Genomic DNA, 23,863 nt, shown 5'->3' with positions numbered 1-23,863 from the left:
GTTCACACCACCGGGACCACATTGTTTGCGGCCTCATGCAATCACATCAGGCAGGCACGTTCCAGATTTCTTTCGCATATTGGCGGATCGTGCGATCGGAGGAGAACCAGCCGACACGCGCAACGTTGCGGATCGCCCTGGCGTACCAGTCGGGACTGTTGCGCCAGACCGCATCGACCTCGCGCTGGGTGGTGGCATAGGCGTCGAAATCGGCGGCAACCATGAACCAGTCGCTGTTGTAGAGACCGTTGATGAGGTCTCGGTAGCGCTCCGGATCGTCCGGCGAGAAGACGCCCGACGAAACAGCGGCAACCGCTTGCGCCAGCTCGGGCGATCCTTCGATGACGGCGCGCGGATCGTAGCCGTTGTTGCGCCGCTCGGCGACCTCGGCGGTGGTCAGGCCGAAGATGAAGATGTTGTCGTCGCCGACGCATTCCTTGATCTCGACATTGGCACCGTCGAGCGTGCCGATGGTCAGCGCGCCGTTCAGTGCGAACTTCATGTTGCCGGTGCCCGACGCTTCCATGCCGGCGGTCGAGATCTGCTCGGACAAGTCGGCGGCCGGCATCATGATCTCGGCAAGGCTGACATTGTAATTCGGCACGAACACGACCTTCAGCAGACCGCGCACGGCCGGATCGCGGTTGATGACTTTTGCGACATCGTTGGCGAGTTTGATGATCAGCTTGGCATTGTGGTAGCTGGGCGCCGCTTTGCCGCCGAAGAATTTCACCCGCGGCATCCAGTCGCGCTCGGGGTGCGAGCGGATCTGGTCATAGAGGGCGATCGCCTCGAGGATGTTCAGAAGCTGGCGCTTGTATTCGTGGATGCGTTTGATCTGGATGTCGAAAAGCGCCGAAGGATCGACCTTGATGCCGAGCCGGTCGGCGACGAGGTTGGCCAATCGCGCCTTGTTGGCGCGCTTGACGGCTGCGAACTTGCCGCGAAAGACGGCATCGCCGGCGAAACCGTCGAGATCCTTAATGGCGTCGATGTCATCGAGAAAACGGTCGCCGATCGCCTCGCGGGCGAGCGACGTCAGTCCGGGATTGCATTGGATCAGCCAGCGCCGCGGCGTGATGCCGTTGGTCTTGTTGTTGATACGATCGGGATAGAGCTTGTGCAGGTCGGCGAACACCGTCTCCTTCATCAGGTCGGTGTGAAGAGCCGAAACGCCGTTGATGGAATGCGAGCCGACAAAGGCCAGATTGCCCATGCGCACCCGGCGGTCGCCATTTTCCTGGATCAGCGAGATGCGGCCAATCTGCTCGTCCGAGAACTGGTTGGAAGCACGCGCCTCCAGAAGCACTTCAGCGTTGATGGCATAGACGATCTGCATGTGGCGCGGCAAAAGCCGCTCGAACAGCGGCACCGGCCAGCTTTCCAGCGCCTCGGGCAGCAACGTGTGGTTGGTGTAGCCGAAGGTGCGCTGGGTGATATCCCAGGCCTGGTCGAAGTCCATGCCGTGGACGTCCATCAACAGGCGCATCAACTCCGGCACGGCGATGGCGGGATGGGTGTCGTTCAAATGGATCGCAGCCTTGTCGGGCAGCGACTTCAGGTCGCCATATTGGCTCAGATGGCGCTGCACGATGTCCTGCAGCGAGGCGGTGGAGAAGAAATACTCCTGCCGAAGCCGCAGTTCCTGCCCGGCCTTGTGGGAATCGGCGGGATAGAGCACGCGCGACAAGGCATCGGCCTTGTTGCTTTCGGCTAGCGCGCCGATGTGGTCGCCGGCATTGAATTTGTCTAGCAGGATCGGATCGACCGGCATCCCCGACCAGAGCCGCAGCGTGTTGACGCGGTTGGCCCGCCAGCCGACGACGGGCGTGTCATAGGCGACGGCCAGCACATGCTCGGTCGGTTTCCAGACATGGCGTTCGAGGCGCCCGTCCTTGGAGGTGATCGATTCCACCGAACCGCCGAAACCAACCTCGAAGGAGCGTTCGCGACGTTCGAATTCCCACGGGTTACCGTGATCAAGCCAGGTCTCTGGCAGTTCGACCTGCCAGCCGTCGTGAATCTCCTGCCGGAACATGCCATTGGCATAGCGGATGCCGTAGCCATGCGCCGGAATGTCGACGGTCGCCATGCTTTCCATGAAGCAGGCCGCGAGCCGGCCGAGGCCGCCATTGCCGAGCGCCGCATCGGGCTCGAGTGCTGCAATCAAGTCGAGGTCGACACCCAGCGACGACAGCGCCTCGCGCATGTTGTCCATCAGGCCCAGATTGGAGAAGGCATCACGCATCAGGCGGCCGATGAGGAATTCCAGCGACAGATAATAGACGCGCTTTTCCTTCTGGTCGTAAGCCTCTCTCGTCGCCTGCATCCAGTGATCGACGATCCGGTCGCGCACGACCTTGATCGAGGCGGTCAGCCAGTCGTACTGGGTCGCAACGGTGGTGTCCTTGCCGACCCTGTATTTGAGGGCCACCAAGACTTCACGTGCGAGTGTCTTTGGATCAGGATTTTCGAGCAGTGGCGGAAGGGGTTCGGATGTCATCGCGCTCGTCATGATGCCTCTCGTGCGGTTGCCATGATCATACCGGCTTTCATCGCTCCTCCCAGCCCATGCTAGCTGATACCGCCATATATTCAATCGATTTAAACAGGTTCGATCCGGCTTGCCCCCTGCGGCAATTTGGCAATTCTGAAGTGTGACGCGTCAAGACGGCCCGCGCGACGCGCTTCAAATTCCTGTTCCGTGCTTGCCGCTGTTGCCAAGCACCAGCCACTTTGGGCGACATGTATCAAGCCGCCAGCGCCGCCTCCGGCGGGGCCTTGGCTCCTGTCATGAAGGCGACGGCATCGGACATCGTATATTGCTTGGGGTCGATGACGGCGAGGCGACGGCCCAGCCGATGGATGTGAATGCGATCGGCCACTTCGAAGACATGCGGCATGTTGTGCGAGATCAGCACGATCGGGAGGCCGCGCTTCTTGACGTCGAGGATCAATTCGAGCACGCGGCGGCTCTCCTTGACGCCAAGCGCGGCCGTCGGTTCGTCCATGATCACCACCCGACTGCCGAAGGCGGCCGCACGCGCCACGGCAACGCCCTGTCTTTGGCCGCCCGAGAGCGTCTCCACAGCCTGGCTGATGTTCTGGATGGTCATCAGGCCAAGTTCGGTAAGTTTGTCGCGGGCGCGCTTTTCCATCGCCGGGCGATCGAGCATGCGAAGCCAATCGCCCAGAAAACCCGGTTTACGGATTTCGCGGCCAAGGAACATGTTGTCGGCGATCGACAGCGCCGGCGACAGCGCCAGGTTCTGGTAGACGGTCTCGATGCCGGCTTCGCGGGCCTCCATCGGCGATTTGAAGGAGACGGGTTTTCCTTCAAGCCGGATCTCGCCTTCATCGGGCACGGCCGCGCCGGAAATCGCCTTGATGAGCGACGACTTACCGGCTCCATTGTCGCCGATGACGGCGAGGATTTCACCGGGGTAAAGGTCGAAGTCGGCATTGTCGAGGGCGGTGACGCGGCCATAGCGCTTGACCAGTCCACGAGCGGTGAGAATGGGTTCCTGGGTCATGGTCATGCCGAAACCTTTCTGATCCATTGGTCGACTGCCACGGCGCCGATGATCAGCACACCGGTGAGCAGCACCTTCCATTGCGGATCGGCGCCCAGCATGTTGAGGCCCATGGAGACGACGCCGACGATCATCGCGCCGAACAGCGTGCCCAGGATCGAGCCGCGTCCGCCGAACAGGGAAATACCGCCGATCACCGTCGCGGTGATCGCCTGGAGATTGTAGTCGGTGACGGCAGCCGACGGCGAGATCGAGCCGTTGCGGCCGATGGAGACCCAGGCAGCGAAAGCGGCGATCAGCCCGGCAAGGGTGTAGACCGTCATCAGCACCTTCTTGGTCTGGATGCCCGACAGCTTCGCCGCCTCCTGATCATCGCCAACGGCGTAGACATGGCGGCCCCATGCCGTGTGATTGAGCACGTACCAGAGGATCATCACGAGCACGACCGTGGCAATGACGCCGAGCGTCAGCACCGCCGTGCCGACCTTGAAGCTGATGGCAAAGAGATGCAGCAGCGGCGCCTGGGTGTCGACATCGGTGTCGCGGATCGTCTCGTTGGCCGAATAGATGAAGTTCGTGGCCATGACGATGTTCCAGGTGCCAAGCGTCACGATGAAGGGCGGCAGCTTCATGTAGGCGACAAGCACCCCGTTGAGCAGCCCGCAGGCCGCGCCGGCGGCAAGCCCGATCGCCACGGCGAGCGCGCTCGGCATACCGTAGCTGACAGCGCAATTGCCCATGATCACCGCTGAAATTACCATGATCACGCCGATCGACAGGTCGATGCCGGCGGTCAGGATGACCAGCGTCTGTGCGGCACCCAGAATGCCGATGATGGCGATCTGCTGCAGGATAAGCGTCAGCGTATAGGACGAAAAGAACCGCCCTCCGATGGTGATGCCGAAGACGATGATCGCCAGAACCAGGACGATCAGCGGCACCGCGGCCGGCGTCGAATGCAAGAAATGCTGGATGCGCTTGACGGCCGATTTGTGCTCGTCAAAAGCAGCAACGCTGGTGTCGCTGCTTGAGAGAACCTTCTCGAATTCCTGAGCTTGAGCCATGTTTACTCCCCGTAGGCTTCAGCCAAACGCCGACGCCAGTCCACGCCTTTCCGGTCTGCTGCCGGGATTGTTCGCGGTCACGCGAGCCATCGTCCACCCGAAGCGGCCGGGGATCAAGCCCCGGCCGCTCAGGTTCCCTGGATGCCTGTCAGACCGGGATCAGCCCCAGCACTTGGCGAGGCCTTCCTTGGTGTCGATGGACTTCACGCCGGTAGCCGGCTTGTCGGTCACCAGGTTGACGCCGGTGTCGAAGAAATTCTTGCCTTCGGTCGGCTTCGGCTTGGTTCCGTCTTTGGCAAAAGCGGCGATCGCCTCGATGCCGAGCGCTGCCATCTGCAGCGGGTATTGCTGCGAAGTGGCACCAATGACGCCTTCGGCCACCGACTTCACTCCGGGGCAGCCGCCGTCGACGGAGACGATCAGCACCTGGCTTTCGAGGCCGACAGCCTTGAGCGCCTGGTACGCGCCGACAGCGGCGGGCTCGTTGATGGTGTGGATGACGTTGATGGTGTTGTCCTTCTGCAGGAGGTTCTCCATCGCCTTGCGGCCGCCCTCTTCGTTGCCGTTGGTGACGTCGTGGCCGACGATGCGCGCATCGTCCTCATCGCCGATCTTGTTGGGATCCTTCACGTCGATGCCGTAGCCCATCATGAAGCCCTGGTCGCGAAGCACGTCGACGGTCGGCTGCGAAGGCGTCAGGTCGAGGAAGCCGATCTTGGCGTCCTTGGCCTTGTCGCCGAGCGTGGCGGCTGCCCAGGCGCCGATCAGCTTGCCGGCTTCGAGATTGTCCGTCGCAAAGGTCGCGTCGGCGGCGTCGATCGGATCGAGCGGCGTGTCGAGCGCGATCACCAGCAGGCCGGCATCGCGCGCCTTCTTCACGGTCGGCACGATGCCCTTGGTGTCGGATGCAGTGATCAGGATACCCTTGGCGCCATCGGCGATGCAGCTCTCGATGGCCGCGACCTGGCTCTCGCTGTCGCCGTCGATCTTGCCGGCATAGGTCTTGAGGTCGACGCCGAGTTCCTTGGCTTTCGCGGTGGCGCCCTCCTTCATCTTGACGAAGAAGGGATTGGTGTCGGTCTTGGTGATCAGGCAGGCACCGACACCAGCCGCGGATGCGGACGACGCAAACGCCATCAGCCCCAGAGCCGCGGCGGCAAACACGGTCGATTTCAACAGTTTTGTATTGGTCACGATTTCCTCCCAGTGGAACTATCCGGATGCCGGCCAACCGGCACCTGCAGCGCGTCCAACGAAATTCTCCCAGCGTGGACGCCGTCTCAACAGACACCAGCACGAAGCCCCTGTCAATAATTAAATCACTCTTATTTATTATTGACAGCCTTGCTTCGTTCACCCATTCTGGCCCAAAAGCATTGAGGGGAAACGACGGGAGGAACAGGGGTGGAAACGGCCATTGCGAGGCACGGTTCGCCCGAGGTGAATGACAGTCTCATTCACCGCGGCACCAACCAGAGCGGCATGCGCGACCACAACGAGCGGTTGGTGCTGTCGTTGGTGCGCCAGCACGGCAGCCTGGCAAAATCCGACATCGCCCGCATGACCGCCCTTTCGGCGCAGACGGTTTCGGTCATCATGCGCGAGTTGGAGGAAGAAAGCCTCCTGCTGCGCCAGGCGCCGTTGCGCGGCAAGATCGGCCAGCCTTCCATCCCGATGGCGCTCAACCCCGAAGGCGCTTTCTTCATTGGCCTGAAGATCGGCCGCCGCAGCGCTGAACTGGTATTGATAGATTTCCTTGGCCATGTCCGTTCGATGCTGCAGCATTCCTATCGCTACCCGGCGCCGCGCGAGACGGTGGACTTCGTCACCAACGGCATGCGGCAGATGCGCGGCGGGCTGACGCCCGCCCAAGACAAGCGCATCGCCGGGCTCGGCATCGCCATGCCGTTCGAATTGTGGAACTGGGCCGATACCGCCGGCGCCCCGCGCGATGTCATGGACGAATGGCGTCACCGCGACATCAGGGCCGACATCCAGGCGCAATGCGATTTTCCGGTCTATTTGCAGAACGATGCCACGTCGGCCTGCGGCGCCGAGCTCGTCTTCGGCCAGGCGGGCGCCGCGCGCGACTTCGTCTATTTCTATATCGGCGCCTTTGCCGGTGGCGGCATCGTGCTGAATGGCCGGCTTTTTGGCGGCCCGACCGGCAATGCCGGAGCGCTCGGCTCCATGCCGGTGCCCGGGCCGGACGGCAAGCCGACCCAACTGATCGATGTCGCTTCCATCGCCATGCTCGAAAAGGCGCTCAATGCGCGCGGCATCGAGGCTTCGCATCTGTGGACCTCGCCGGAAGACTGGGGCGAGATCGGACCCGAGCTCGACGACTGGATCGCCAGCGCCTCGCAAGCGCTCGCCTACGCCATCGTCGCAGCATCCTCGGTCATCGATTTCGAGGCGGCGGTGATCGACGGTTGGATGCCGAAGGCGGTGCGCCGCCGGCTGGTCAACGCCATCATTGCGGCCATCGCCACGATCGACGGCGAAGGCTTGAATCTGCCCGCCATTCGTGAGGGAACCGTCGGCATTCACGCCCGGGCGCTCGGCGGCGCCAGTCTGCCCCTTTCCGAACGCTTCCTGATCGGCTCGACGACGATTTCCAGGAGCGCCTGATGCTGATCGGAATTCCGGCGCTGCTCGGTCCGGAGCTTCTGGCGATCCTGCGCGGCATGGGGCATGGCGACGAAATCGCCCTTGTCGACGGAAACTATCCGGCGGAACAGCAGGCAACCCGGCTGGTGCGCGCCGATGGTCACCCTCTTATCCCCGTGCTCGACGCGATATTGAGTGTCCTGCCTGTCGATGACGCCGTGCCGGAGGCGCTGTTTCGCGCCTCGGTCAAGGGCGATCCCTCGCTTGCCGATCCCGTCCATCATGAGATCGAGGCGATCTGCGCCAAACGGGCGCCAGGCCGCAAGGTGGTTGCGCTGGCCGGCGCCGACTTCTATGCACGGGTCAAATCGGCGCATGCCATCGTCGCGACCAGCGAGCCGCGGCTCTACGCCAACATCATCATCCGCAAGGGCGTGATCCATCCGCCGGAGACCAGGAAGCCATGATCCTCTGCTGCGGCGAAGCCCTGATCGACATGCTGCCGCGCACGACGACAGCGGGTGAGCCGGCCTTCGCGCCTTATGTCGGCGGCGCGGTGTTCAACACGGCGATCGCGCTTGGCCGGCTCGGCGCGCCGGCAGGCTTCTTTTCGGGCCTATCGTCGGATCTGTTCGGCGGCCAATTCCGGGATGCGCTGGGGGCAAGCAAGGTCAGCTCCACCTATGCGCACACCTCACCACGGCCAACGACGCTGGCCTTCGTCAAGCTCACCAACGGCCAGGCGACCTACACTTTCTATGACGAGAACACCGCCGGCCGCATGCTGACCGTCGACGACCTGCCGCAGCTTGGCAGCGAGATCGAAGCTATGCTGTTCGGTGCCATCAGCCTGATTTCGGAGCCCGCCGGCAGTGCCTATGAGGAATTCATGCGGCGCGAGCATGAAAGTCGAGTCATGATGCTCGATCCCAACATCCGGCCGAACTTCATACCGGACAAGGCCAAGCACCTCAGGCGCATTCGCGCGATGATGGCGATGGCCGACATAGTGAAATTGTCGGACGAAGACCTGAACTGGTTCGGCGAAGCCGGCTCGCACGAGGATGTCATCCGCAACTGGCTGGATCGAGGCCCGAAGCTGATCGTCGTCACCCATGGCAGCGAAGGCGCCGTCGGCTATACCAGGGAACATGCCGTCACCGTCATGCCGGAAAAGGTCGAGGTGGTCGACACGGTCGGTGCCGGCGATACCTTCAACGCCGGCATCCTCGCCTCCTTGCATGAGCAGGGCCTGCTGACCAAGGCGGCGATTTCCGGCTTGTCGAAAGACGCCATCCACAAGGCGCTGGCGCTCGGCGCGACGGCGGCGGCAGTGACCGTGTCGCGGGCCGGCGCCAATCCACCCTGGCGACATGAAATCGCCTGAGCAACGCTCAACATAAGCTGAGCCCAATCGATCACTTTATGTTTCGCAGGGGCTCTTTCCAGGGCTATGAGGGCGGGATGGCGCCCGACGAAGCCCGGATTTCCGGCATCTGACTGACATTCGCGGGGAAATACTGGTAACGGACTGCGACACTTGGGCAATTTAGGGCTCCGCCTGCCCGGCTTTCTCGGCAAGCGCAACTCTGGTACCAGCGGCCGATTATCTGGCTAACCCGTTTTTGAGGCCGACATGCAGTTCATCGATCTTGGCGCGCAGCGCGAACGTATCCGCGACCGGCTGAAGGCCGCGATCGACCGTGTCGTCGACGAAGGCCGTTATATTCTTGGCCCGCAAGTCACCGAATTCGAGAACAAGCTTGCCGCCTATATCGGCACCAAGCATGTCGTGGCCTGCGCCAACGGCACCGACGCGCTGCTGTTGCCGCTGTTTGCGGCCGGCGTCGGCCCGGGTGACGCGGTGTTCGTGCCGAGCTTCACTTTCGCCGCCACCGCCGAAGTGGTGGCACTGGCCAAGGCCGAGCCGGTGTTCGTCGATGTCGACCCGCATAGCTACAACATCGACATTGCCAGCCTCGAAGCGGCCATCGCCATGATCAAGAAGCAAGGCCGGCTGAAGCCGAAGGCAATCATTCCCGTCGATCTGTTCGGCCTTGCCGCCGACTACGAGGCGATCATGGCGATCGCCAACCGCGAAGGGCTGATGGTGATCGAGGATGCCGCCCAGTCGATGGGCGGTTCGCTCGACGGCAAGATGTGCGGTGCTTTCGGCCATGTCGGATCGACCAGCTTCTATCCGGCCAAGCCGCTTGGCTGCTACGGCGATGGCGGCGCGATGTTCACCAATGATGATGCGCTGGCCGAGCAGCTCAGATCCTTCGCCTTCCACGGCAAGGGCGAAACGCAATATGACAATGTCCGCGTCGGCATCAATTCGCGGCTCGACACGATACAGGCGGCGATCCTGATCGAGAAGCTGGCCATCCTCGAAGACGAGATGGTTGCGCGCCAGGTGGTGGCAAAGCGCTATGCCGACGGGCTTGGCGACATCGTCACCGCGGCCCGCAATCTGGACGGCAGCCGTTCGGCCTGGGCGCAGTACGCCATCGAGACACCCAAGCGCGACGGGCTGAAGGCGCATCTCGGCGATAAGGGCATTCCGTCGGTCATCTACTATGTGAAGCCGCTGCATGCCCAGGTCGCCTATCGCGACTACCCGCGCACGCCGACCGGCCTGGCCGTTTCGGAAGACCTGCCGAAGCGTATCCTCTGCCTGCCGATGCACCCCTATCTAAGCGAAGCCGACCAGGACCAAATCATCGAGACGATCCGCAACTATATCGGCTCGAATTCAGCGCAGGCCGCAGCGGAGTAAGCTGCCGAGCCTTTCTCAGCCGGGGCCCGCAGCCCTGCCGCTGGCAATGAAATGCGGATTGGCAAAATCCTCGTCGTCGCTTTGCCTGCGCTTGCCATAAACCAGAGGCTGGCCATCGAGCGTGCGCGTCATGCCGCCGGCGGCGCGCAGGATGGCGTCGCCCGCCGCTGTGTCCCATTCCATGGTGCGGCCGAAGCGCGGATAGACATCGGCCTCGGCACTGGCGAGAAGGCAGAATTTCAAGGACGAACCGACCGAAACGATTTCGGCGGCACCCAGGTCGCGAATATAGGCCTCGGTTTCCGGTGTGTTGTGAGACCGACTGGCGACGACGGCCAGCGGCGTCGCGGCCGTTCTCGCCGCGATCGACCGGCGGCCGACGACCTGGTAATCGCCATCGATTTCGAGTGATTCCGCCCTGCCCGGCTGGCCGGAAAAGAAGCGCCCCGTACAGGGCGCAAAGACGACGCCGACTTCCGGCACGCCATCGCGAACCAGCGCTATGTTGACGGTGAAATCGGTGCGGCGGTTAACGAATTCCTTGGTCCCATCGAGCGGATCGATCAGAAAAAAAGCCCCGTCCAGGTCGGGCGGCACGATCCCGGCGGAAGCTTCTTCCTCGGCCACGCAGGGGATATCGGGAAATGCGGCACGCAGTCCGGCGAGAATGATCTTTTCGCTCTCGCGGTCCGCCTCGGTCACCGGCGAGGCGTCGGACTTGCGGTCAACCGCACAGCCGGCGTGGAATACGCGCATCACCTCGCGCCCGGCCGACAAGGCCAGGCGCTCGAAGATTTCGAGCATCAGCCTGTCGTCAGATGCCGCCGCCGCTATCGTATTGGTCTTCGGCAATGTCGCGCTCGTTCAGCCAGTGTTCCAGGGCGTCGACCATCTCTTCGGCCGACTTGCCGAGTGTCCGCAGATGGATCTCCGGGGTTTCCGGCGCTTCATAAGGGGAATCGACGCCGGTGAAATTCTTGATCTCGCCATTCAGCGCGCGCGCATAGAGGCCCTTCGGATCACGCCTGGCGCATTCCTCGAAGGGCGTATCGACGAACACCTCGACGAATTCTCCGTCGGCCATCAATTCACGTGCCATGCGCCGCTCGGCGCTGAACGGCGAAATGAACGAAACAATGACGATCAACCCGGCATCGGCCATCAAACGCGCCACTTCGGCAACCCGGCGGATGTTCTCAACGCGATCGGCGTCGGTGAAGCCAAGATCGCGATTGAGACCGTGACGGACATTGTCGCCGTCCAGGATATAGGTATGACGGCCGGTGGCGAACAGCTTCTTTTCGAACAGGTTGGCGATGGTCGACTTGCCGGATCCCGACAGCCCAGTGAACCAGAACACGGCGGGCCGCTGGTTCTTCATGTCGGCGCGCACGCGCTTGCCGACATCGAGCGACTGCCAATGAATGTTTTCGGCACGGCGCAACGAGTGCAGGATCATGCCGGCGCCGACCGTGGCGTTGGAGATGCGGTCGATCAGGATGAAGGCGCCGGTGGTGCGGTTTTCGGCGAAGGGATCGAAGGCGATCGGCGTCCGCGTCGAGATGTTGCAGATGCCGACTTCGTTCATTTCGAGCGACTTGGCCGCTTCATGGGCAAAGTCATTGACGTTGATCCGATATTTCAGGTCGGTGACGGTGGCGCTGGTCTGGTCGGTCTCGGTGCGCAGGATGTAGGAGCGGCCTGGTAGCAACGCATGCTCGTCGAACCAGACGATGTTGGCGGCGAACTGGTCGGCGACTTGCGGCCGTGCGGCAGGCGAAACCAGCATGTTGCCGCGCGAGATTTCGACTTCGTCATCGAGGACGAGCGTGACGGCCTGGCCGGCGGCCGCCTGGGCGAGATCGCCGCCATACGAGACGATCCGCTTGACGCGCGAGGATTTGCCGGACTTGGCGACAACGACCTCGTCGCCGGGCACAACCGAGCCGGAGGCGACCGTGCCGGCAAAGCCGCGAAAGTCGAGATTGGGACGATTGACATACTGGACCGGGAAACGGAACGGCAGTTCGACCATCGCTTCGTCGACCGACACGGTTTCGAGATGCTCGATCAGCGTCGGGCCGGAATACCATTCCATGCTTTCCGACCGGCGGCTGACATTGTCGCCATAACGGGCCGACATTGGGATCGGCACAATCGTCTGGAAGCCGAGATCGCGCGAGAATTGCCCGTAGTCTTCGACGATCCGGTCGAAAACCGCCTGATCGAAATCGACAAGATCGATCTTGTTGACAGCCAGCACGACGTGGCGGATGCCGAGCAGCGAGGCGATGATCGAATGCCGCCTTGTCTGGCGAAGCACCCCCTGCCGGGCATCGATCAGCACGATTGCCAGGTCAGCGGTCGAGGCGCCGGTGGCCATGTTGCGGGTGTATTGCTCGTGGCCAGGTGTGTCGGCAACGATGAATTTGCGTTTCGGTGTGGCGAAGAAGCGGTAAGCGACGTCGATGGTGATGCCTTGCTCGCGCTCGGCCTCCAGACCGTCGACCAGCAGCGCGAAATCGATGTCGTCGCCCGTCGTGCCATGCTTGCGCGAATCGCGTTCGAGCGCGGCGAGTTGATCCTCGAAAATCTGCTTGGTGTCGGACAGCAGGCGCCCGATCAGCGTCGACTTGCCGTCATCGACCGAGCCGCAGGTCAAGAAGCGCAGCAGCGACTTCTTCTCCTGCGCAGCCAGATAGTCGCGAACGCCGTCGGTGGGAGCGAGGCTCTTTGCCATGATGTGGCGCATGGTCAAAAGTACCCCTCGCGCTTCTTCTTTTCCATCGAGCCGGCTTCATCGCGGTCGATCAGGCGACCCTGCCGTTCGGACGTGCGTGCCGTCAGCATTTCGCCGACGATGGCTTCCAGCGTGTCGGCATCCGATTCGATGGCGCCGGTCAGCGGATAGCAACCCAGCGTGCGGAACCGCACCAGCCTGTTCTCCACTGTCTCGCCGGGGCGCAGTTTCATGCGGTCGTCGTCCCGCAGGATCAGCATGCCGTCGCGTTCCACCACCGGCCGTTCCTTCGCGAAATAGAGCGGCACGATCGGGATACTTTCCTGCAGGATGTACTGCCAGATATCGAGTTCGGTCCAGTTCGACAGCGGAAAGACGCGGATCGATTCACCCGATGCGATGCGGGTGTTGAATATCTTCCACATTTCGGGGCGCTGGTTCTTCGGATCCCACACATGCTGGGCGTTGCGGAAGGAAAAGATGCGCTCCTTGGCGCGCGATTTCTCCTCGTCGCGACGAGCGCCGCCAAAGGCCGCATCGAAACCGTATTTGTCGAGCGCCTGGCGCAGCGCCACGGTCTTCATGACATGGGTGTGGGTGTTCGAACCATGGTCGAACGGATTGATGTTGTCGCGCACGCCGTCTTCGTTGACATGAACCAGGAGATCGAAGCCGAGTTTCTGCGCCATCTGATCGCGAAAGGCGATCATCTCGCGGAACTTCCACGTCGTGTCGACGTGAAGAAAGGGGAACGGCGGCTTGGCGGGATAAAACGCCTTCATCGCCAGATGCATCAACACGGATGAATCCTTGCCGACCGAATAGAGCATGACCGGCTTGGCAAAAGCGGCCGCAACCTCACGGAATATATGGATGGACTCGGCTTCAAGCCGCTGAAGATGCGTAAGCGCTGTTGTCATGGGCCGTGGGCGTTCTTTCGTATCTTCCAACAGAAGACCTTGCCTCAAATCACCGAGCTCTTCGCGCCCGGTTCGAGCCTTGTTTCCGGACAATCTTTCTCGTGCCGGCGTTCTAGCAGATCGCCATTGTCAAGAACAATGCAAGACTGGCCCGGCCGCACATGGTTCGAGAATGAATTTTCCACAGATGCCGGCAAACCCGGAAATTCCTGCCCGCAAGCTCAACGGCCCAGAAAACGCGGGGAAAATATTGCTTGAATGGACCAGTTGCGGCTTTCAAGGGACTTTCCTCTGGTCGGCCCGCGCCTGCCGCCGATTTTCGGTGGCAATCTGCCCTATACACTATCGAAAATGAGAGGCAGCCGCTATACCAGCCTCGGGAAGCGGGCAAGTGCATCATGAGGCATGGGGCAATTTCGAGGCGAGCGTATTCAACTTCGCTAAACAGATCCGCCGCATGAAACTTGCCGAAGACAGCGAGCCCGAAAATTGACCCGGCTTTCATCCCTGAGACAGCAATTCACGCCTTCGCGGATCAACAACTACTTCTCCATCCTTTGCTTCTTTTTTCCACCGGTTCTGGGATCGGTGGTCAGCTTTGTATTCAATGGCGGAGGCCTTTCGTCAGTCCTGCTGATTGCTTTGCGGAAAAGGCGCTTCAACGCCGACCGGCCCATGATCTGGATGACGGTCGCGATCTATGCCTACTGCGCCTCCAATCTCCTGGCTTCCATCGTCAACAATTCGTTCGCCCGGGATGCGCCGCATCTTATCCCGCTGGTGACCTTCCTGTTTTTCCCCGTGTCCTATTCGACCTGGAGCATCACGCAGAAAACCACGCTTGCCCGCATCATCGTGCTTTCCAGCATGGCCGCCTGCTTTGTCGCGCTGCTCATGGCCGTCATCCAGCAATATTGGATTGGCGTCAGGGCCGAGGGGGGAGCTGGAAATCCGATCGTGTTCGCAACCGTCGTCTGCCTTGCCGTGGTCATGTGTGTGGCTGGCGCCTTGTCCGGTATTGAGCAAGCCCGGACACCCCTCTTCTACGCGGCACTGGCCGGGATGATCGCCGTCATCTATTCCGGCTCGCGTATCGTCTGGCTGGCACTGCTGATCGCCGGTATCGCCGTCATGCTGATCAACCGGCACAGGCTCAGAGGCAGGAATGCCGTTCGCCTGCTGCTGCTGCTGGCGGCGGTCGGCGTCGTGATCGCCGCTTCCAGCTTCCAGGCGATATCCGGGCGGGTCGACTTTTTGCGCTCCGATTGGGGTGCGCTTGGAGCCAGCGGCAACTACGATACCTCGCTGGGAATACGTGTTGCGCTTTGGGAGATCGGCCTCAAAGCATTCCATGACATGCCACTGTTCGGGCACGGTGTGGGTGCAACCCAGCTTCTGATCAAGCAGGGCTTTCATGAGCAGTTCGCGATGGACACAGGCTTCAACCATTTTCACAACGGCTTCCTGACCGCCTTGGTGCAAGCGGGAATTCTGGGCGCCGTGACGCTGGCGGCGATCTTTATCGTTGCCGCTGGAAATGCCGTCCGGGTCTTGCGAAACAGCAGCGATCCGAGCGAGCGGTTCGGCGCGACCATGATTGTCGTCGTGGTGATCACCTATCTGACGGCCGGAATGACAGGCATCCTGATCGGCCATGACATTCTGGACTCGGTGCTGATGGTCTTCCTGGTGAGCGGAACATATCTCGCCTCCGGCCGCCAGGTTCCATTGTTGGAAGAGCAGGCACCTGCGCCAGTGATGGAAGAGCGAGTAGTCAGCAAAGAGCTGTTTCGGGCAAGACCATGAAGGTTCTGGTCACGGGAGCGACAGGTTTCATCGGGCGTCTTGTCGTGCGCCACCTTCGCGAAGCCGGTGCCGAGCTTCGCCTCGCCTCCCGCCATCCCGAGAGGCTGGGTTCGGAAAACGAGACTGTGCCGATGCCCGGTTTCGACGCGCCGGCCGCCGCCTTCCTGGAACTGACCCGGGATATGACTGACGTCGTCCATTGCGCCGGCCTCAACAATGATCAGGGAAATGCAACCGAAGCCGATTACAGGGCAGTCAATGTGGAATTGAGCGCGCGGCTGGCGCATGCAGCGGCCGCCCAGATAAGCGGACGCTTCATCCATCTCTCCTCGATCCGAGCGGTAATCGGCGCGCACGTCAGCGCAACGATCGACGAGGACACGCTTCCTGCCCCACAATGCGCCTATGGACGCTCGAAGCGCGAAGGCGAGATCAAGGTTTTGGACGCCTACGCGTTACACGGCCGCTCGGACGCCGCCGTGTTGCGCCTGCCTCCGGTTTATGGAAGCGGCATGAGGGGAAATCTGGCAACGCTGATGCGCCTTGCCGATACGCCGCTGCCGCTGCCGACGGGTGCCTTGACCGGAATCCGCTCGCTGATGTCTTCCGAGGCCGCGGTGCGAGCAGTGTCGCACCTGCTCAGCCATTCCGGACCGCTTCGCCCGATCTACGTCGGCGCCGATGTGCCGCCGGTCACCGTCGAGACCGTTATCGTCGCCTTTCGCAGAGGTTTGGGGCGGCCTGTGCGTCTGATGGCTGTGCCGGCCGGCCTGATACGGCCGGTCGTGGCCGCGCTCGGCAGGCGGGCGTTCTGGGACAGCCTGACTGCGACACAGATATGCGACCCCGCCCTGCTGGTATCGCAGGGGTGGACGCCTGAAGCTCGCACGGTCGAGCGGCTGGCCGAGCTGGCGCGGCTCGGTAGATCCTGACTCCCTGGTGACCTATCCGCTTCGGTAGAGCGTTCCAAACAGGATCCGAAAATCGAGCCAGAACGACGCAGTGCGGAGGTAGGCAGCATCCGTTTCGGCCAAAAGCTCCGGGTTCGACATGTCGATGCTCCTGATCTGGGCCAGGCCGGTTATGCCCGGCAGCGCCGCCAAAACCCCCAGCCGCCTGCGACACTCGATCAACTCCGTTTGGGTCGGCAGGCAGGGGCGCGGCCCGACCAGGCTCATTTCGCCCTTCAGGACGTTCCAGAATTGTGGCAGCTCGTCGAGCTTGAACTTCCGTAAGACCTTCCCGACCGATGTCACGGAATCCACCGGCGCCTCATGCGAGGGCAGTGACGGCGTCCCGACATACATCGTGCGCAACTTGTGGCAGCGAAAAAGCCGACCGTCACGGCCGACCCGCACCTGTGAAAAAATAGCCGGGCCCGGCGACGATGCCCGAACGGCAAGGACGGTGAGCGCCAAGACAGGAGATGTGGCCACCAGCAGCAGAGCCGCACCGGCAATATCGAAGATTTGCTTGGCTGCCTTCATGAACGGCCGATAGTGCTCCCTGCCGAAGTCCCGAGGCAACGCCGCAGGCAAATGCCGTCAATCCGGTCGAAGTAGCATGAGCCGATCTTTTGACCAAGCGTGCCACGCACTCGTGCCAATGTTCAGATGCGCCCCAGGACGAAAGCGAGATAGAGCCCCAGGTTTCCGGAAACGGTCTGCCGATAGACGCCGCTTTGGCGCAAGCCCGCCAAGCGCCGGAAAAGACCGCCGTTGCGCCCGCGGGTGAAAAGGTCGAGGCATGCCGTCGCGTCCTCGGTCAGGAGGTCGCGATTGAGGGCGAGACCGTCGAGGTTGAGGTCTGTCCAGCCGGCGAATTCCCCCTTGAACAGGCGGCCAAGCCGGGACACCCTTGCCTTCCAGGACACGTTGGCGCCGACCAGGTTCGCCGCGTGCTGCCGGTAGCGCACCAGCGGCCGCGGATCGTAGCGGACGATGCCGCCGGCGGCGGTCACGATGAGATAGGCCCACCAGTCATGGCTGACGAACCCGGTCCGCGTGGAGGCCCTGGCCAGCAGGTCGCGCGCCGCAGCGTTGAGCAGGATTGTGTTGCCGCCGGCGATGCTTTGCACAAGCGCGTTGCGAAAGGTTGGCGGCCGGGCAAACAGCGGCGAATGGCCGACGAGACTTCCTGTTTCCGTCATGGTTGCGGTTCGCGAACAAAACATCAGCGGGGTTTTCGCATCCTGGGTCCGCATCCAGCTGATAGCGCTCTCCAGCCTGTCGGTCTCCCAGATATCGTCCTGGTCGCAGAAGGCATAGCAGTCCGCCTCGATGCGTCGATCGACGATCATGGAGCGGAAATTGGCGGCGAAGCCTTGCCGCGGCCCCTCTACCAGCGTCATCCGACCTTTGGGCCGCCAGCGGGATTTCCATGTCTCGATGATGGCGGTCGTGCCGTCGATGGAGCCATCGTCTGAAATCCACAGGTCGACCAGAGGGTGCGACTGCGCGAGCAGGGACTGCAGCTGTTCATCGATGAAGGCCGCGCCATCCTTCGTGCCCATCAGGACCGCGATGCGCAGATCTGCTTTGCTCACGACCAAGATCGCTTTCTGAATTCTGAACCTAGCTCGCCTGCCCGGCCGTTTTCGGGATCGCGTCTTGACGTGCACTCTCCCTGGCCTTCTTGGCGCGGTCGAGACCTGCCAATGCGGCGAGCGCGGCAGCCTTGTCCTGGTTTTTCGCCGACTGCTGCAGCGCCGAGAGCGCGACCTGGACATCCGACCATTCTACGACGTCCGTGCTGAGGCCGAAAACCTTCGAGATGCCGAGTTCGACGAGTTCCTCGTCTTCGCCATGCAGCGTTTCGTGAAGCTTTTCGCCCGGCCTGATGCCGGTGAACCGGATCGCGATGTCCTTGTATGGGCTCTTTCCGGACAAGCGGATCATCGTTTCGGCCACTTCAAGGATCGGCACCGGCTTGCCCATGTCGAGCATATAGACGGCATAATCGTGTCCGCTCTGCCGCGACGCGGCATCGGCCGCCGACATGATGACGAGATCGACGGCTTCGGCCACGGTCATGAAATAGCGCGTCATGCGCCGGTCGGTGATGGTGACGGGCCCTCCGGCCTCGATCTGCGCCTGGAATATGGTCGCCACCGAACCATTGCTGCCGAAGACATTGCCGAACCGCACTGCAATGAACTTGGTGGCCGGGCGACGCCCGCCCGTCTCGCCTGCCGGCGTGCCATGCAAGGCGCTGATGATCTGTTCGGCGGCCCGCTTCGTCATGCCAAGCACTGATGAGGGATCCACCGCCTTGTCGCTCGATATCAGGACAAATTGCGCAACCCCGCACTTGGCGGCAACTTCGGCGCAGACGAGCGTTCCGAAAATGTTGGTCTGGATGGCCGAATCCCAGTTCTCCTCGAGCAGCGGAACATGCTTGAGCGCCGCGGCGTGAAAGATGATGTCCGGCCGGAATTCCGTGACGACACGCGTTATCTGGCGCCGGTCCGCGACATCGACGATGCGGACCTTGAGCCGGTCATGGTCCTTCTCGTCAACATACTGGCTCAACTGGAAAATGCCGAACTCGGAGTTGTCGGCGACCAGCACCGCCTCGGCTCCCAGTTCCAGCGACCGCCTGACAAGCGTCTGGCCGATCGAACCGGCGCCGCCGGTCACCAGAACGCGTTTGCCGCTGACAAAGGCGCCGATGCGCTGGATGTCGGACGCGACCGCCGGACGGCGCAGGATCGTTTCCATCTCAACGGTGTCGAGAACCAGCTTTCCGTGCTGTTCCAGCTCCGAAAGGCCTGAGAACTGCACCACATTTATGTCGCCGTGCCGGGCAATGCGCACGAGTTCCGAATAGTCCTCGATTTCGTGCTCGGCGCCGCTGCCGAAAATCAGCAAGTCCAGGCTTTTGGTGCCGGTCGCATAGTCTTCCAGCACATCGATCAGGCGCGGCATGGTCGCCACCACGGGAACACCTTGAATCCGCGTGCCCAACGGTGCGCCGCGCTCGGTCGCCATAATGCCGGCGATGGAATAGTCCGCCGGTTGCGCCGTGCGCGTGAAGCGAATGATCAGGTCGGCCTCGCCGAGCCGGCCAACGAACAACGCGCGCTTGGGCTCAGTATCATCGGACTTGCGGCCAAGAATGCCCCAACTCGCGCCGTCACGCAGGAAGCGGTAGAACAGCCGGGGTGCCGATATTATGGTGAAGGAGACGAGGAAGAAGACGATGAACTGACGCTCGTTGAGCCCCGCCACCGGCCGGTAAAACCGCAGCAGCAGCGACGCCACATAAAGAGTGAACGTCAAGATCGCGCAGCTCTTCAGGATGTTGAAAAAGTCCGGCGTCGAGGCGAAGCGCCAGACGGTGGTGTAGAGGCCACTGTAGCGGAACAGCAAATGGCTGATGACGACGATGCCCGCCCATGTCGCCAGACCCTCCTTGGAGAGCGCGTCGAACGAAAGATTAGACCGCGAAAGCACGAGGCTGAGCGCAACGGCGACCAGGACCATGACCACGTCCTGGACCATGATGAAGGCGCGCCGCATCTGTGGCCTGAGCCCGAACACAGCTTCGAGGTGGGAATTCATTGGACGGCACTAGACTCCAGGCTCAGGGGTATCGACACCAGCGAGGTGCGACACGAAGATACTTCGCGACCGATCACCTTACTCAAGTGCCATCCCCGGCCCCCGCCGTCCTGTATCGCATACTTCGGGGGCGAGGGCATAGCCAGAGGTTTTTTCGGGAAGAGGCGTCCAGTGGAGAACATGGATCTTGCTCGGGCGATTGCCGCAAAGTCAACATTACCAAACGCTAAATAAGCCACACAGCATCAGCATGCGTTCAGTTTTGCCGCAGTTGACTCTGCTCCCCACCGCGTTACGACGCAATGCGTTGCCATATGCCCATCGAAATGGCTATTAGAGACGGGCTTGGTGGTTCGCTATGGCCAGCGAAGAATAATGGGCCAGAACAACGGATTGCGATACTCCCAGCTATGATTGCGGCACTAAACGGCGCTTTTGACGACATCTCAAAAGCCATGAGATTACACCGGGTCTGGATCGCGCTTGCCCACGAGGACATCGGCGACCAGCACAGACGCACGACGCTCGGCCCGCTTTGGATGCTGGTCAATTATTTCGCTTTCGTCGGCACTTTTGTCTTTGTTTTCGTGACCACCGACGCCAGCAACCCAAGCTATATAGCCTATGTAGCCATCGGCATGCTGGTCTGGTTCTATCTCACCGAAACCATCACCATGAGCGTGTCGCTCTTCCAGCGAGAAGCGAGCTTCATTCAAGGCACGACGCTGCCGTTGTTCGTCTATGTGATGCGATTGACGATGCAATGCATCATCAGGGCTGCTTATTCGTTGGCGGGTTGCGTTCTTGTTCTGCTGCTGGGCGGTTACGGAATCAGCACGAATTGGCTGCTATCGCTGCTGGGTCTGCTGCTCATCGTCTTGGCAACGCCTGCATTCGTAACGGTTTTTGCGTTCTTGGGCGCTTTCTTTCCCGATAGTGAGTTCATCGTCGGGAATCTGATGCGGGTCGGCATGTTCTTCACGCCGGTCTTCTGGGTCTATAGCGGCCAGGAAGGCGTCCAAAAGTATGCCTATCATTGGAATCCCTTCACCTATTTCCTGGAGGGCGTGCGTGAGCCGATCACGGCCGGCATATTTCCGACGCACGCATTGGCCGTGGCTGGTTACATCAGTCTCGGCCTATGGGCTCTTGCGCTGCTGTTGCTGGGCCGTTATCGCAAACGCATCGTTTTCCTGACCTGAGTTCCATGACATCCATCCAACTGAACAATGTCAGCCTCGTTTATCGTCTGTTCGAAAAACTGACACTTTCGGCGCCTGGCCGGCGTCGCAGCGCTCTTGGCGGCAACATAGCCAAATCGGGCACCAAACAGGTCGTGCAGGCGCTCGACGATGTCAGCTTCGAACTCAAGGCAGGCGACCGGTTGGGCCTTGTCGGCCCGAATGGCGCCGGCAAGACGACGCTGCTCAAGGTTCTATATGGAATCTATCAGCCGTCGGGTGGCACGATATCGATCGCGGGCAAGGTCGATGCCCTGTTCAACATCAACATAGGATTTCGCCCCGAGGCCACCGGGCGCAGGAACATCGTGCTGAGAGGACTGATCAGCGGCTGGACGGCGACCGAGATCGAAGAAAAGATGGAAGAAATAATCGATTTCAGCGAACTGGGTGACTTCATCGACCTGCCGTTCAAGGCGTACAGCCAGGGCATGGCGGCGCGCCTGGCATTTGCGGCGGCGACCACGCTCGAGCCCGAAATTCTGCTGATGGATGAATGGATTGGCGCAGGCGACGCATCGTTCCAGGAAAAAGCCAAACAACGGATGAACGAACTGGCGGAAAAGGCCGGCATCATCGTATTGGCCAGCCACGACGAAGCGCTCATCGAGCGCGTTTGCACGAAGAAAATGACGCTTCGAGCTGGGCGGGTGGAATCTCTGACGACGGCTTAAAAGGCCGGAGCACGGATTTGGCACCCAATCCACATGCATGCACTAATCAGGTTGTGCGGCCCATTTTCGATACCCAAACTCCACGGCCGACAAGAGAACATCGCCCAGAAGAGTGACGACCCGATGCGTAATTGCAACGGCGGCGGAGGGCGCCGTGGGCATGCCGATTGAAGTAAGGCCAGCGATGAAAACGGCCTCTCTGACACCCAAACCGCCCGGAGCGCCCGGCACGACAAAACCAAGCAGCCAGCCGGCCGCCGAAACGCCGATTACCATCTTCCACTCAATTGTGGGCTCGTACAGTACATGGACAAGGAAGATGACGATCAAGCCGTTGGCAACGAAAAAGAGACCGTAGTATCCGACACTGAGCGCTGCCATTAAAAATGCACGGCGTTTTCGGCTTTGCTTGAAATATCGGCCGGCGACAATGGGGGCGAAAATAAGCGCTGCCAAGCCAATAGCGACATAAATGGAAGAAGTCACATAACGACTTACTCCATAGGTTTCGCCAATTTTGAGTAGGAAAGAAAAGGAGAAAAGGAATGCCACGCTCCCGGAAGCGAGGAGCATCAAGATGATCTCCATAACCTGCGCATAAGAAAGCGTATCCTTGGCAGCGCCATATCGACTTGCCAGAACAAAGCGGCCGACAAGGTGAATCACGTTAGTCGGGAGATATTTGTAGACTTGAGTTCGCGCGAAAACACGAAGAGCCCGGACTGGGGAGATTGCCATTTCACCAACCGAAACCAAGAGGGTGAACCAGGCTAGGCCCACAAGCTGCAGAGCGACTGCATAGAGAAGTGCACTGGCCAAAACCACGACAATGAAATGGGGGCGTTGTAGCATCTCAGCGAGCTGATCGGTATATCCGTAGACGGAGCGGATGACAAAATACATTGCCGCCACCGCAATGACCGCACCGCCGACACGAATTATCTTAGCGTTCGCCACGAGCGTCGAGCGACTTTACGGGCAGCCCGCCTTCCGAACTTGCAATCTCGGCGACAATGCCCGCGTCGCGACCATCACCGCGGGCCGCGACGATCAACTCGGCAACCATACCGAACAGTGTGAACTGCACTCCCACGATCATCAGTAACGTTGAAACAAGCAGTAACGGACGGCCGCCAATTGCTTCCCCGCCCAACCACAGCACGCACAAGTATAAGAAAATCGCAACGCCAATGGCTATTACAGTCATCCCTAGCCCACCAAAGAGATGACCTGGTCGTGAATTGAACTTCGTGATGGTCACGACCGTAAGTAGGTCCAGAAACCCCTTCAGAAGACGGCCGATCCCATATTTTGATTTTCCAAAGCGGCGAGGATGGTGTTGAACCACGATCTCGCTGACCTTGAAACCAGTTGCATGGGCCAGGGCGGGGATGAAGCGATGCAATTCGCCATAGAGGCGTATGTTGTTGAACACCTCTCGGCGATATGCTTTGAACCCGCAGTTGAAATCGTGCAGAGCGACGCCGGAGACTTTCGCCGTCGCTAGGTTGAAAAGCTTTGATGGCAGCGTCTTGCCGAGTGGGTCATGGCGCACCTGCTTCCAACCCGAAACGACATCGGAGCCGTTGCGTATTTCATCCAGAAAGCGCGAGATTTCCTTCGGGTCGTCTTGAAGATCTCCATCCATCGTGACGATGGTATTGCCGAAAGCATTTGAAACGCCTGCCTGTAGCGCGGCTGCCTTGCCAAAATTCCGCCGAAGACGGATGCCCTTCACGCATGGATGGGCCGAAGTGGCGCTCAAAATCTCCTTCCAAGTATTGTCTCTACTCCCATCATCTACAAAGATGATCTCTTTGAGTGAAGCCTGCGCACCATCCATCTGATCAAAGGCCGCCTCAATCTGAACAACGAGTTCCCGAACTGTGTCTTGCTCGTCCTTTACCGGGACCACTATCGATACGATGTGCACA

20 protein-coding genes are annotated in these 23,863 nt (G+C 60.9%); 8 read left to right on the top strand and 12 right to left on the bottom strand.

The genetic code is table 11. The features are described 5' to 3' along the window. Positions 1 to 46: 46 nt before the first annotated feature. The 4 genes from EOA19_RS05270 to EOA19_RS05255 all read right to left on the bottom strand — a co-directional run bounded on the left by EOA19_RS05270 (position 47) and on the right by EOA19_RS05255 (position 5,773). Positions 47 to 2,515, bottom strand: a complete 2,469-nt coding sequence (locus tag EOA19_RS05270; protein ID WP_128302921.1) for a glycogen/starch/alpha-glucan phosphorylase — start codon at positions 2,513 to 2,515, stop codon at positions 47 to 49. 235 nt (positions 2,516 to 2,750) lie between these two features. Then, entirely contained in the window at positions 2,751 to 3,560 is an 810-nt protein-coding gene (locus EOA19_RS05265; RefSeq protein WP_245472424.1) for an ATP-binding cassette domain-containing protein, read from the bottom strand. After that, a complete protein-coding gene (locus tag EOA19_RS05260) occupies positions 3,536 to 4,597 on the bottom strand; it encodes an ABC transporter permease (protein ID WP_127269995.1) in 1,062 nt (353 codons plus the stop codon). Before EOA19_RS05260 ends, EOA19_RS05265 begins: the two co-directional genes overlap by 25 nt. 159 nt (positions 4,598 to 4,756) lie before the next feature. After that, positions 4,757 to 5,773: a sugar ABC transporter substrate-binding protein gene (locus EOA19_RS05255; protein ID WP_023808511.1), complete on the bottom strand. Its 1,017-nt coding sequence runs from the start codon at positions 5,771 to 5,773 to the stop codon at positions 4,757 to 4,759. A 228-nt stretch (positions 5,774 to 6,001) separates the two neighbouring features. On the opposite strand from EOA19_RS05255, the gene EOA19_RS05250 reads away from it, so the two are divergent. The 4 genes from EOA19_RS05250 (at position 6,002) to EOA19_RS05235 (ending at position 9,986) form a co-directional block, all read left to right on the top strand. Continuing rightward, on the top strand, positions 6,002 to 7,228 hold the full coding sequence (locus EOA19_RS05250; RefSeq protein WP_128302920.1) for an ROK family protein: 1,227 nt from the start codon (positions 6,002 to 6,004) through the stop codon (positions 7,226 to 7,228). After that, a complete protein-coding gene (locus EOA19_RS05245; RefSeq protein ID WP_023808513.1) occupies positions 7,228 to 7,674 on the top strand; it encodes an RbsD/FucU domain-containing protein in 447 nt (148 codons plus the stop codon). The genes EOA19_RS05250 and EOA19_RS05245 overlap by 1 nt, the downstream gene beginning before the upstream one ends. Next, the gene (locus tag EOA19_RS05240; RefSeq protein WP_128302919.1) at positions 7,671 to 8,594 is read left to right on the top strand and encodes a carbohydrate kinase; all 924 of its coding nucleotides are present in this window, start codon (positions 7,671 to 7,673) and stop codon (positions 8,592 to 8,594) included. The genes EOA19_RS05245 and EOA19_RS05240 overlap by 4 nt, the downstream gene beginning before the upstream one ends. A 249-nt stretch (positions 8,595 to 8,843) precedes the next feature. Continuing rightward, the gene (locus EOA19_RS05235) at positions 8,844 to 9,986 is read left to right on the top strand and encodes a DegT/DnrJ/EryC1/StrS aminotransferase family protein (RefSeq protein ID WP_128302918.1); all 1,143 of its coding nucleotides are present in this window, start codon (positions 8,844 to 8,846) and stop codon (positions 9,984 to 9,986) included. A gap of 15 nt (positions 9,987 to 10,001) precedes the next feature. Here the strand turns inward: EOA19_RS05235 and cysQ are convergent, their stop codons facing one another. The 3 genes from cysQ to cysD are packed head-to-tail and all read right to left on the bottom strand — an operon-like array spanning position 10,002 to position 13,646. Further along, positions 10,002 to 10,790 carry a 3'(2'),5'-bisphosphate nucleotidase CysQ gene (gene cysQ, locus EOA19_RS05230; RefSeq protein ID WP_023808517.1) on the bottom strand — a complete coding sequence of 263 codons (789 nt, stop codon included), beginning with the start codon at positions 10,788 to 10,790 and terminating at the stop codon, positions 10,002 to 10,004. 10 nt (positions 10,791 to 10,800) lie between these two features. Continuing rightward, positions 10,801 to 12,738, bottom strand: coding sequence for a sulfate adenylyltransferase subunit CysN (gene cysN / locus EOA19_RS05225; RefSeq protein ID WP_164892848.1), 1,938 nt, complete (start codon positions 12,736 to 12,738; stop codon positions 10,801 to 10,803). 2 nt (positions 12,739 to 12,740) lie between these two features. After that, positions 12,741 to 13,646, bottom strand: coding sequence for a sulfate adenylyltransferase subunit CysD (gene cysD / locus EOA19_RS05220; RefSeq protein ID WP_023808519.1), 906 nt, complete (start codon positions 13,644 to 13,646; stop codon positions 12,741 to 12,743). Between the two features lie 489 nt (positions 13,647 to 14,135). On the opposite strand from cysD, the gene EOA19_RS05215 reads away from it, so the two are divergent. Beyond that, entirely contained in the window at positions 14,136 to 15,452 is a 1,317-nt protein-coding gene (locus tag EOA19_RS05215; protein WP_128302916.1) for an O-antigen ligase, read from the top strand. Next, positions 15,449 to 16,384 carry an NAD-dependent epimerase/dehydratase family protein gene (locus tag EOA19_RS05210; protein ID WP_128302915.1) on the top strand — a complete coding sequence of 312 codons (936 nt, stop codon included), beginning with the start codon at positions 15,449 to 15,451 and terminating at the stop codon, positions 16,382 to 16,384. Before EOA19_RS05215 ends, EOA19_RS05210 begins: the two co-directional genes overlap by 4 nt. 12 nt (positions 16,385 to 16,396) lie before the next feature. Here EOA19_RS05210 and EOA19_RS05205 read toward each other — a convergent pair whose 3' ends face one another. The 3 genes from EOA19_RS05205 to EOA19_RS05195 all read right to left on the bottom strand — a co-directional run bounded on the left by EOA19_RS05205 (position 16,397) and on the right by EOA19_RS05195 (position 20,014). Further along, complete coding sequence (locus EOA19_RS05205; RefSeq protein WP_128302914.1) at positions 16,397 to 16,939, bottom strand: sugar transferase; 543 nt, start codon at positions 16,937 to 16,939, stop codon at positions 16,397 to 16,399. 122 nt (positions 16,940 to 17,061) lie between these two features. After that, positions 17,062 to 17,997 carry a glycosyltransferase family 2 protein gene (locus tag EOA19_RS05200; protein WP_128302913.1) on the bottom strand — a complete coding sequence of 312 codons (936 nt, stop codon included), beginning with the start codon at positions 17,995 to 17,997 and terminating at the stop codon, positions 17,062 to 17,064. A gap of 28 nt (positions 17,998 to 18,025) precedes the next feature. Continuing rightward, positions 18,026 to 20,014 carry a nucleoside-diphosphate sugar epimerase/dehydratase gene (locus EOA19_RS05195; RefSeq protein WP_164892847.1) on the bottom strand — a complete coding sequence of 663 codons (1,989 nt, stop codon included), beginning with the start codon at positions 20,012 to 20,014 and terminating at the stop codon, positions 18,026 to 18,028. A 314-nt stretch (positions 20,015 to 20,328) separates the two neighbouring features. Between EOA19_RS05195 and EOA19_RS05190 the strand changes: the two genes are divergently transcribed. Together EOA19_RS05190 and EOA19_RS05185 are read left to right on the top strand one after the other, a co-directional pair. Then, the gene (locus EOA19_RS05190) at positions 20,329 to 21,216 is read left to right on the top strand and encodes an ABC transporter permease (protein WP_245486067.1); all 888 of its coding nucleotides are present in this window, start codon (positions 20,329 to 20,331) and stop codon (positions 21,214 to 21,216) included. Next, entirely contained in the window at positions 21,156 to 21,929 is a 774-nt protein-coding gene (locus tag EOA19_RS05185; protein ID WP_245486066.1) for an ABC transporter ATP-binding protein, read from the top strand. The genes EOA19_RS05190 and EOA19_RS05185 overlap by 61 nt, the downstream gene beginning before the upstream one ends. 42 nt (positions 21,930 to 21,971) lie before the next feature. On the opposite strand, the gene EOA19_RS05180 is transcribed toward EOA19_RS05185, so the two are convergent. Both EOA19_RS05180 and EOA19_RS05175 read right to left on the bottom strand, forming a co-directional pair. Next, on the bottom strand, positions 21,972 to 22,886 hold the full coding sequence (locus tag EOA19_RS05180) for a YbhN family protein (protein WP_281040468.1): 915 nt from the start codon (positions 22,884 to 22,886) through the stop codon (positions 21,972 to 21,974). Next, positions 22,873 to 23,862, bottom strand: a complete 990-nt coding sequence (locus EOA19_RS05175) for a glycosyltransferase family 2 protein (protein ID WP_128302911.1) — start codon at positions 23,860 to 23,862, stop codon at positions 22,873 to 22,875. Before EOA19_RS05175 ends, EOA19_RS05180 begins: the two co-directional genes overlap by 14 nt. Position 23,863: the final 1 nt, after the last annotated feature.

It is taken from the genome of Mesorhizobium sp. M7A.F.Ca.US.010.02.1.1, from assembly GCF_004023085.1.
Lineage (GTDB): Bacteria > Pseudomonadota > Alphaproteobacteria > Rhizobiales > Rhizobiaceae > Mesorhizobium.
This window is presented reverse-complemented; position numbering and strand designations above follow the sequence as displayed.

Bases quoted from the DNA above. Each gene is read 5' to 3' on its own strand.
- EOA19_RS05270 (WP_128302921.1), bottom strand. From the start codon at position 2,515: ATGACGAGCGCGATGACATCCGAACCCCTTCCGCCACTGCTCGAAAAT.
- EOA19_RS05265 (WP_245472424.1), bottom strand. From the start codon at position 3,560: ATGGATCAGAAAGGTTTCGGCATGACCATGACCCAGGAACCCATTCTC.
- EOA19_RS05260 (WP_127269995.1), bottom strand. From the start codon at position 4,597: ATGGCTCAAGCTCAGGAATTCGAGAAGGTTCTCTCAAGCAGCGACACC.
- EOA19_RS05245 (WP_023808513.1), top strand. From the start codon at position 7,228: ATGCTGATCGGAATTCCGGCGCTGCTCGGTCCGGAGCTTCTGGCGATC.
- EOA19_RS05240 (WP_128302919.1), top strand. From the start codon at position 7,671: ATGATCCTCTGCTGCGGCGAAGCCCTGATCGACATGCTGCCGCGCACG.
- EOA19_RS05235 (WP_128302918.1), top strand. From the start codon at position 8,844: ATGCAGTTCATCGATCTTGGCGCGCAGCGCGAACGTATCCGCGACCGG.
- cysQ (WP_023808517.1), bottom strand. From the start codon at position 10,790: ATGCTCGAAATCTTCGAGCGCCTGGCCTTGTCGGCCGGGCGCGAGGTG.
- cysN (WP_164892848.1), bottom strand. From the start codon at position 12,738: ATGCGCCACATCATGGCAAAGAGCCTCGCTCCCACCGACGGCGTTCGC.
- cysD (WP_023808519.1), bottom strand. From the start codon at position 13,646: ATGACAACAGCGCTTACGCATCTTCAGCGGCTTGAAGCCGAGTCCATC.
- EOA19_RS05210 (WP_128302915.1), top strand. From the start codon at position 15,449: ATGAAGGTTCTGGTCACGGGAGCGACAGGTTTCATCGGGCGTCTTGTC.
- EOA19_RS05205 (WP_128302914.1), bottom strand. From the start codon at position 16,939: ATGAAGGCAGCCAAGCAAATCTTCGATATTGCCGGTGCGGCTCTGCTG.
- EOA19_RS05195 (WP_164892847.1), bottom strand. From the start codon at position 20,014: ATGAATTCCCACCTCGAAGCTGTGTTCGGGCTCAGGCCACAGATGCGG.
- EOA19_RS05190 (WP_245486067.1), top strand. From the start codon at position 20,329: ATGCCCATCGAAATGGCTATTAGAGACGGGCTTGGTGGTTCGCTATGG.
- EOA19_RS05185 (WP_245486066.1), top strand. From the start codon at position 21,156: ATGGGCTCTTGCGCTGCTGTTGCTGGGCCGTTATCGCAAACGCATCGT.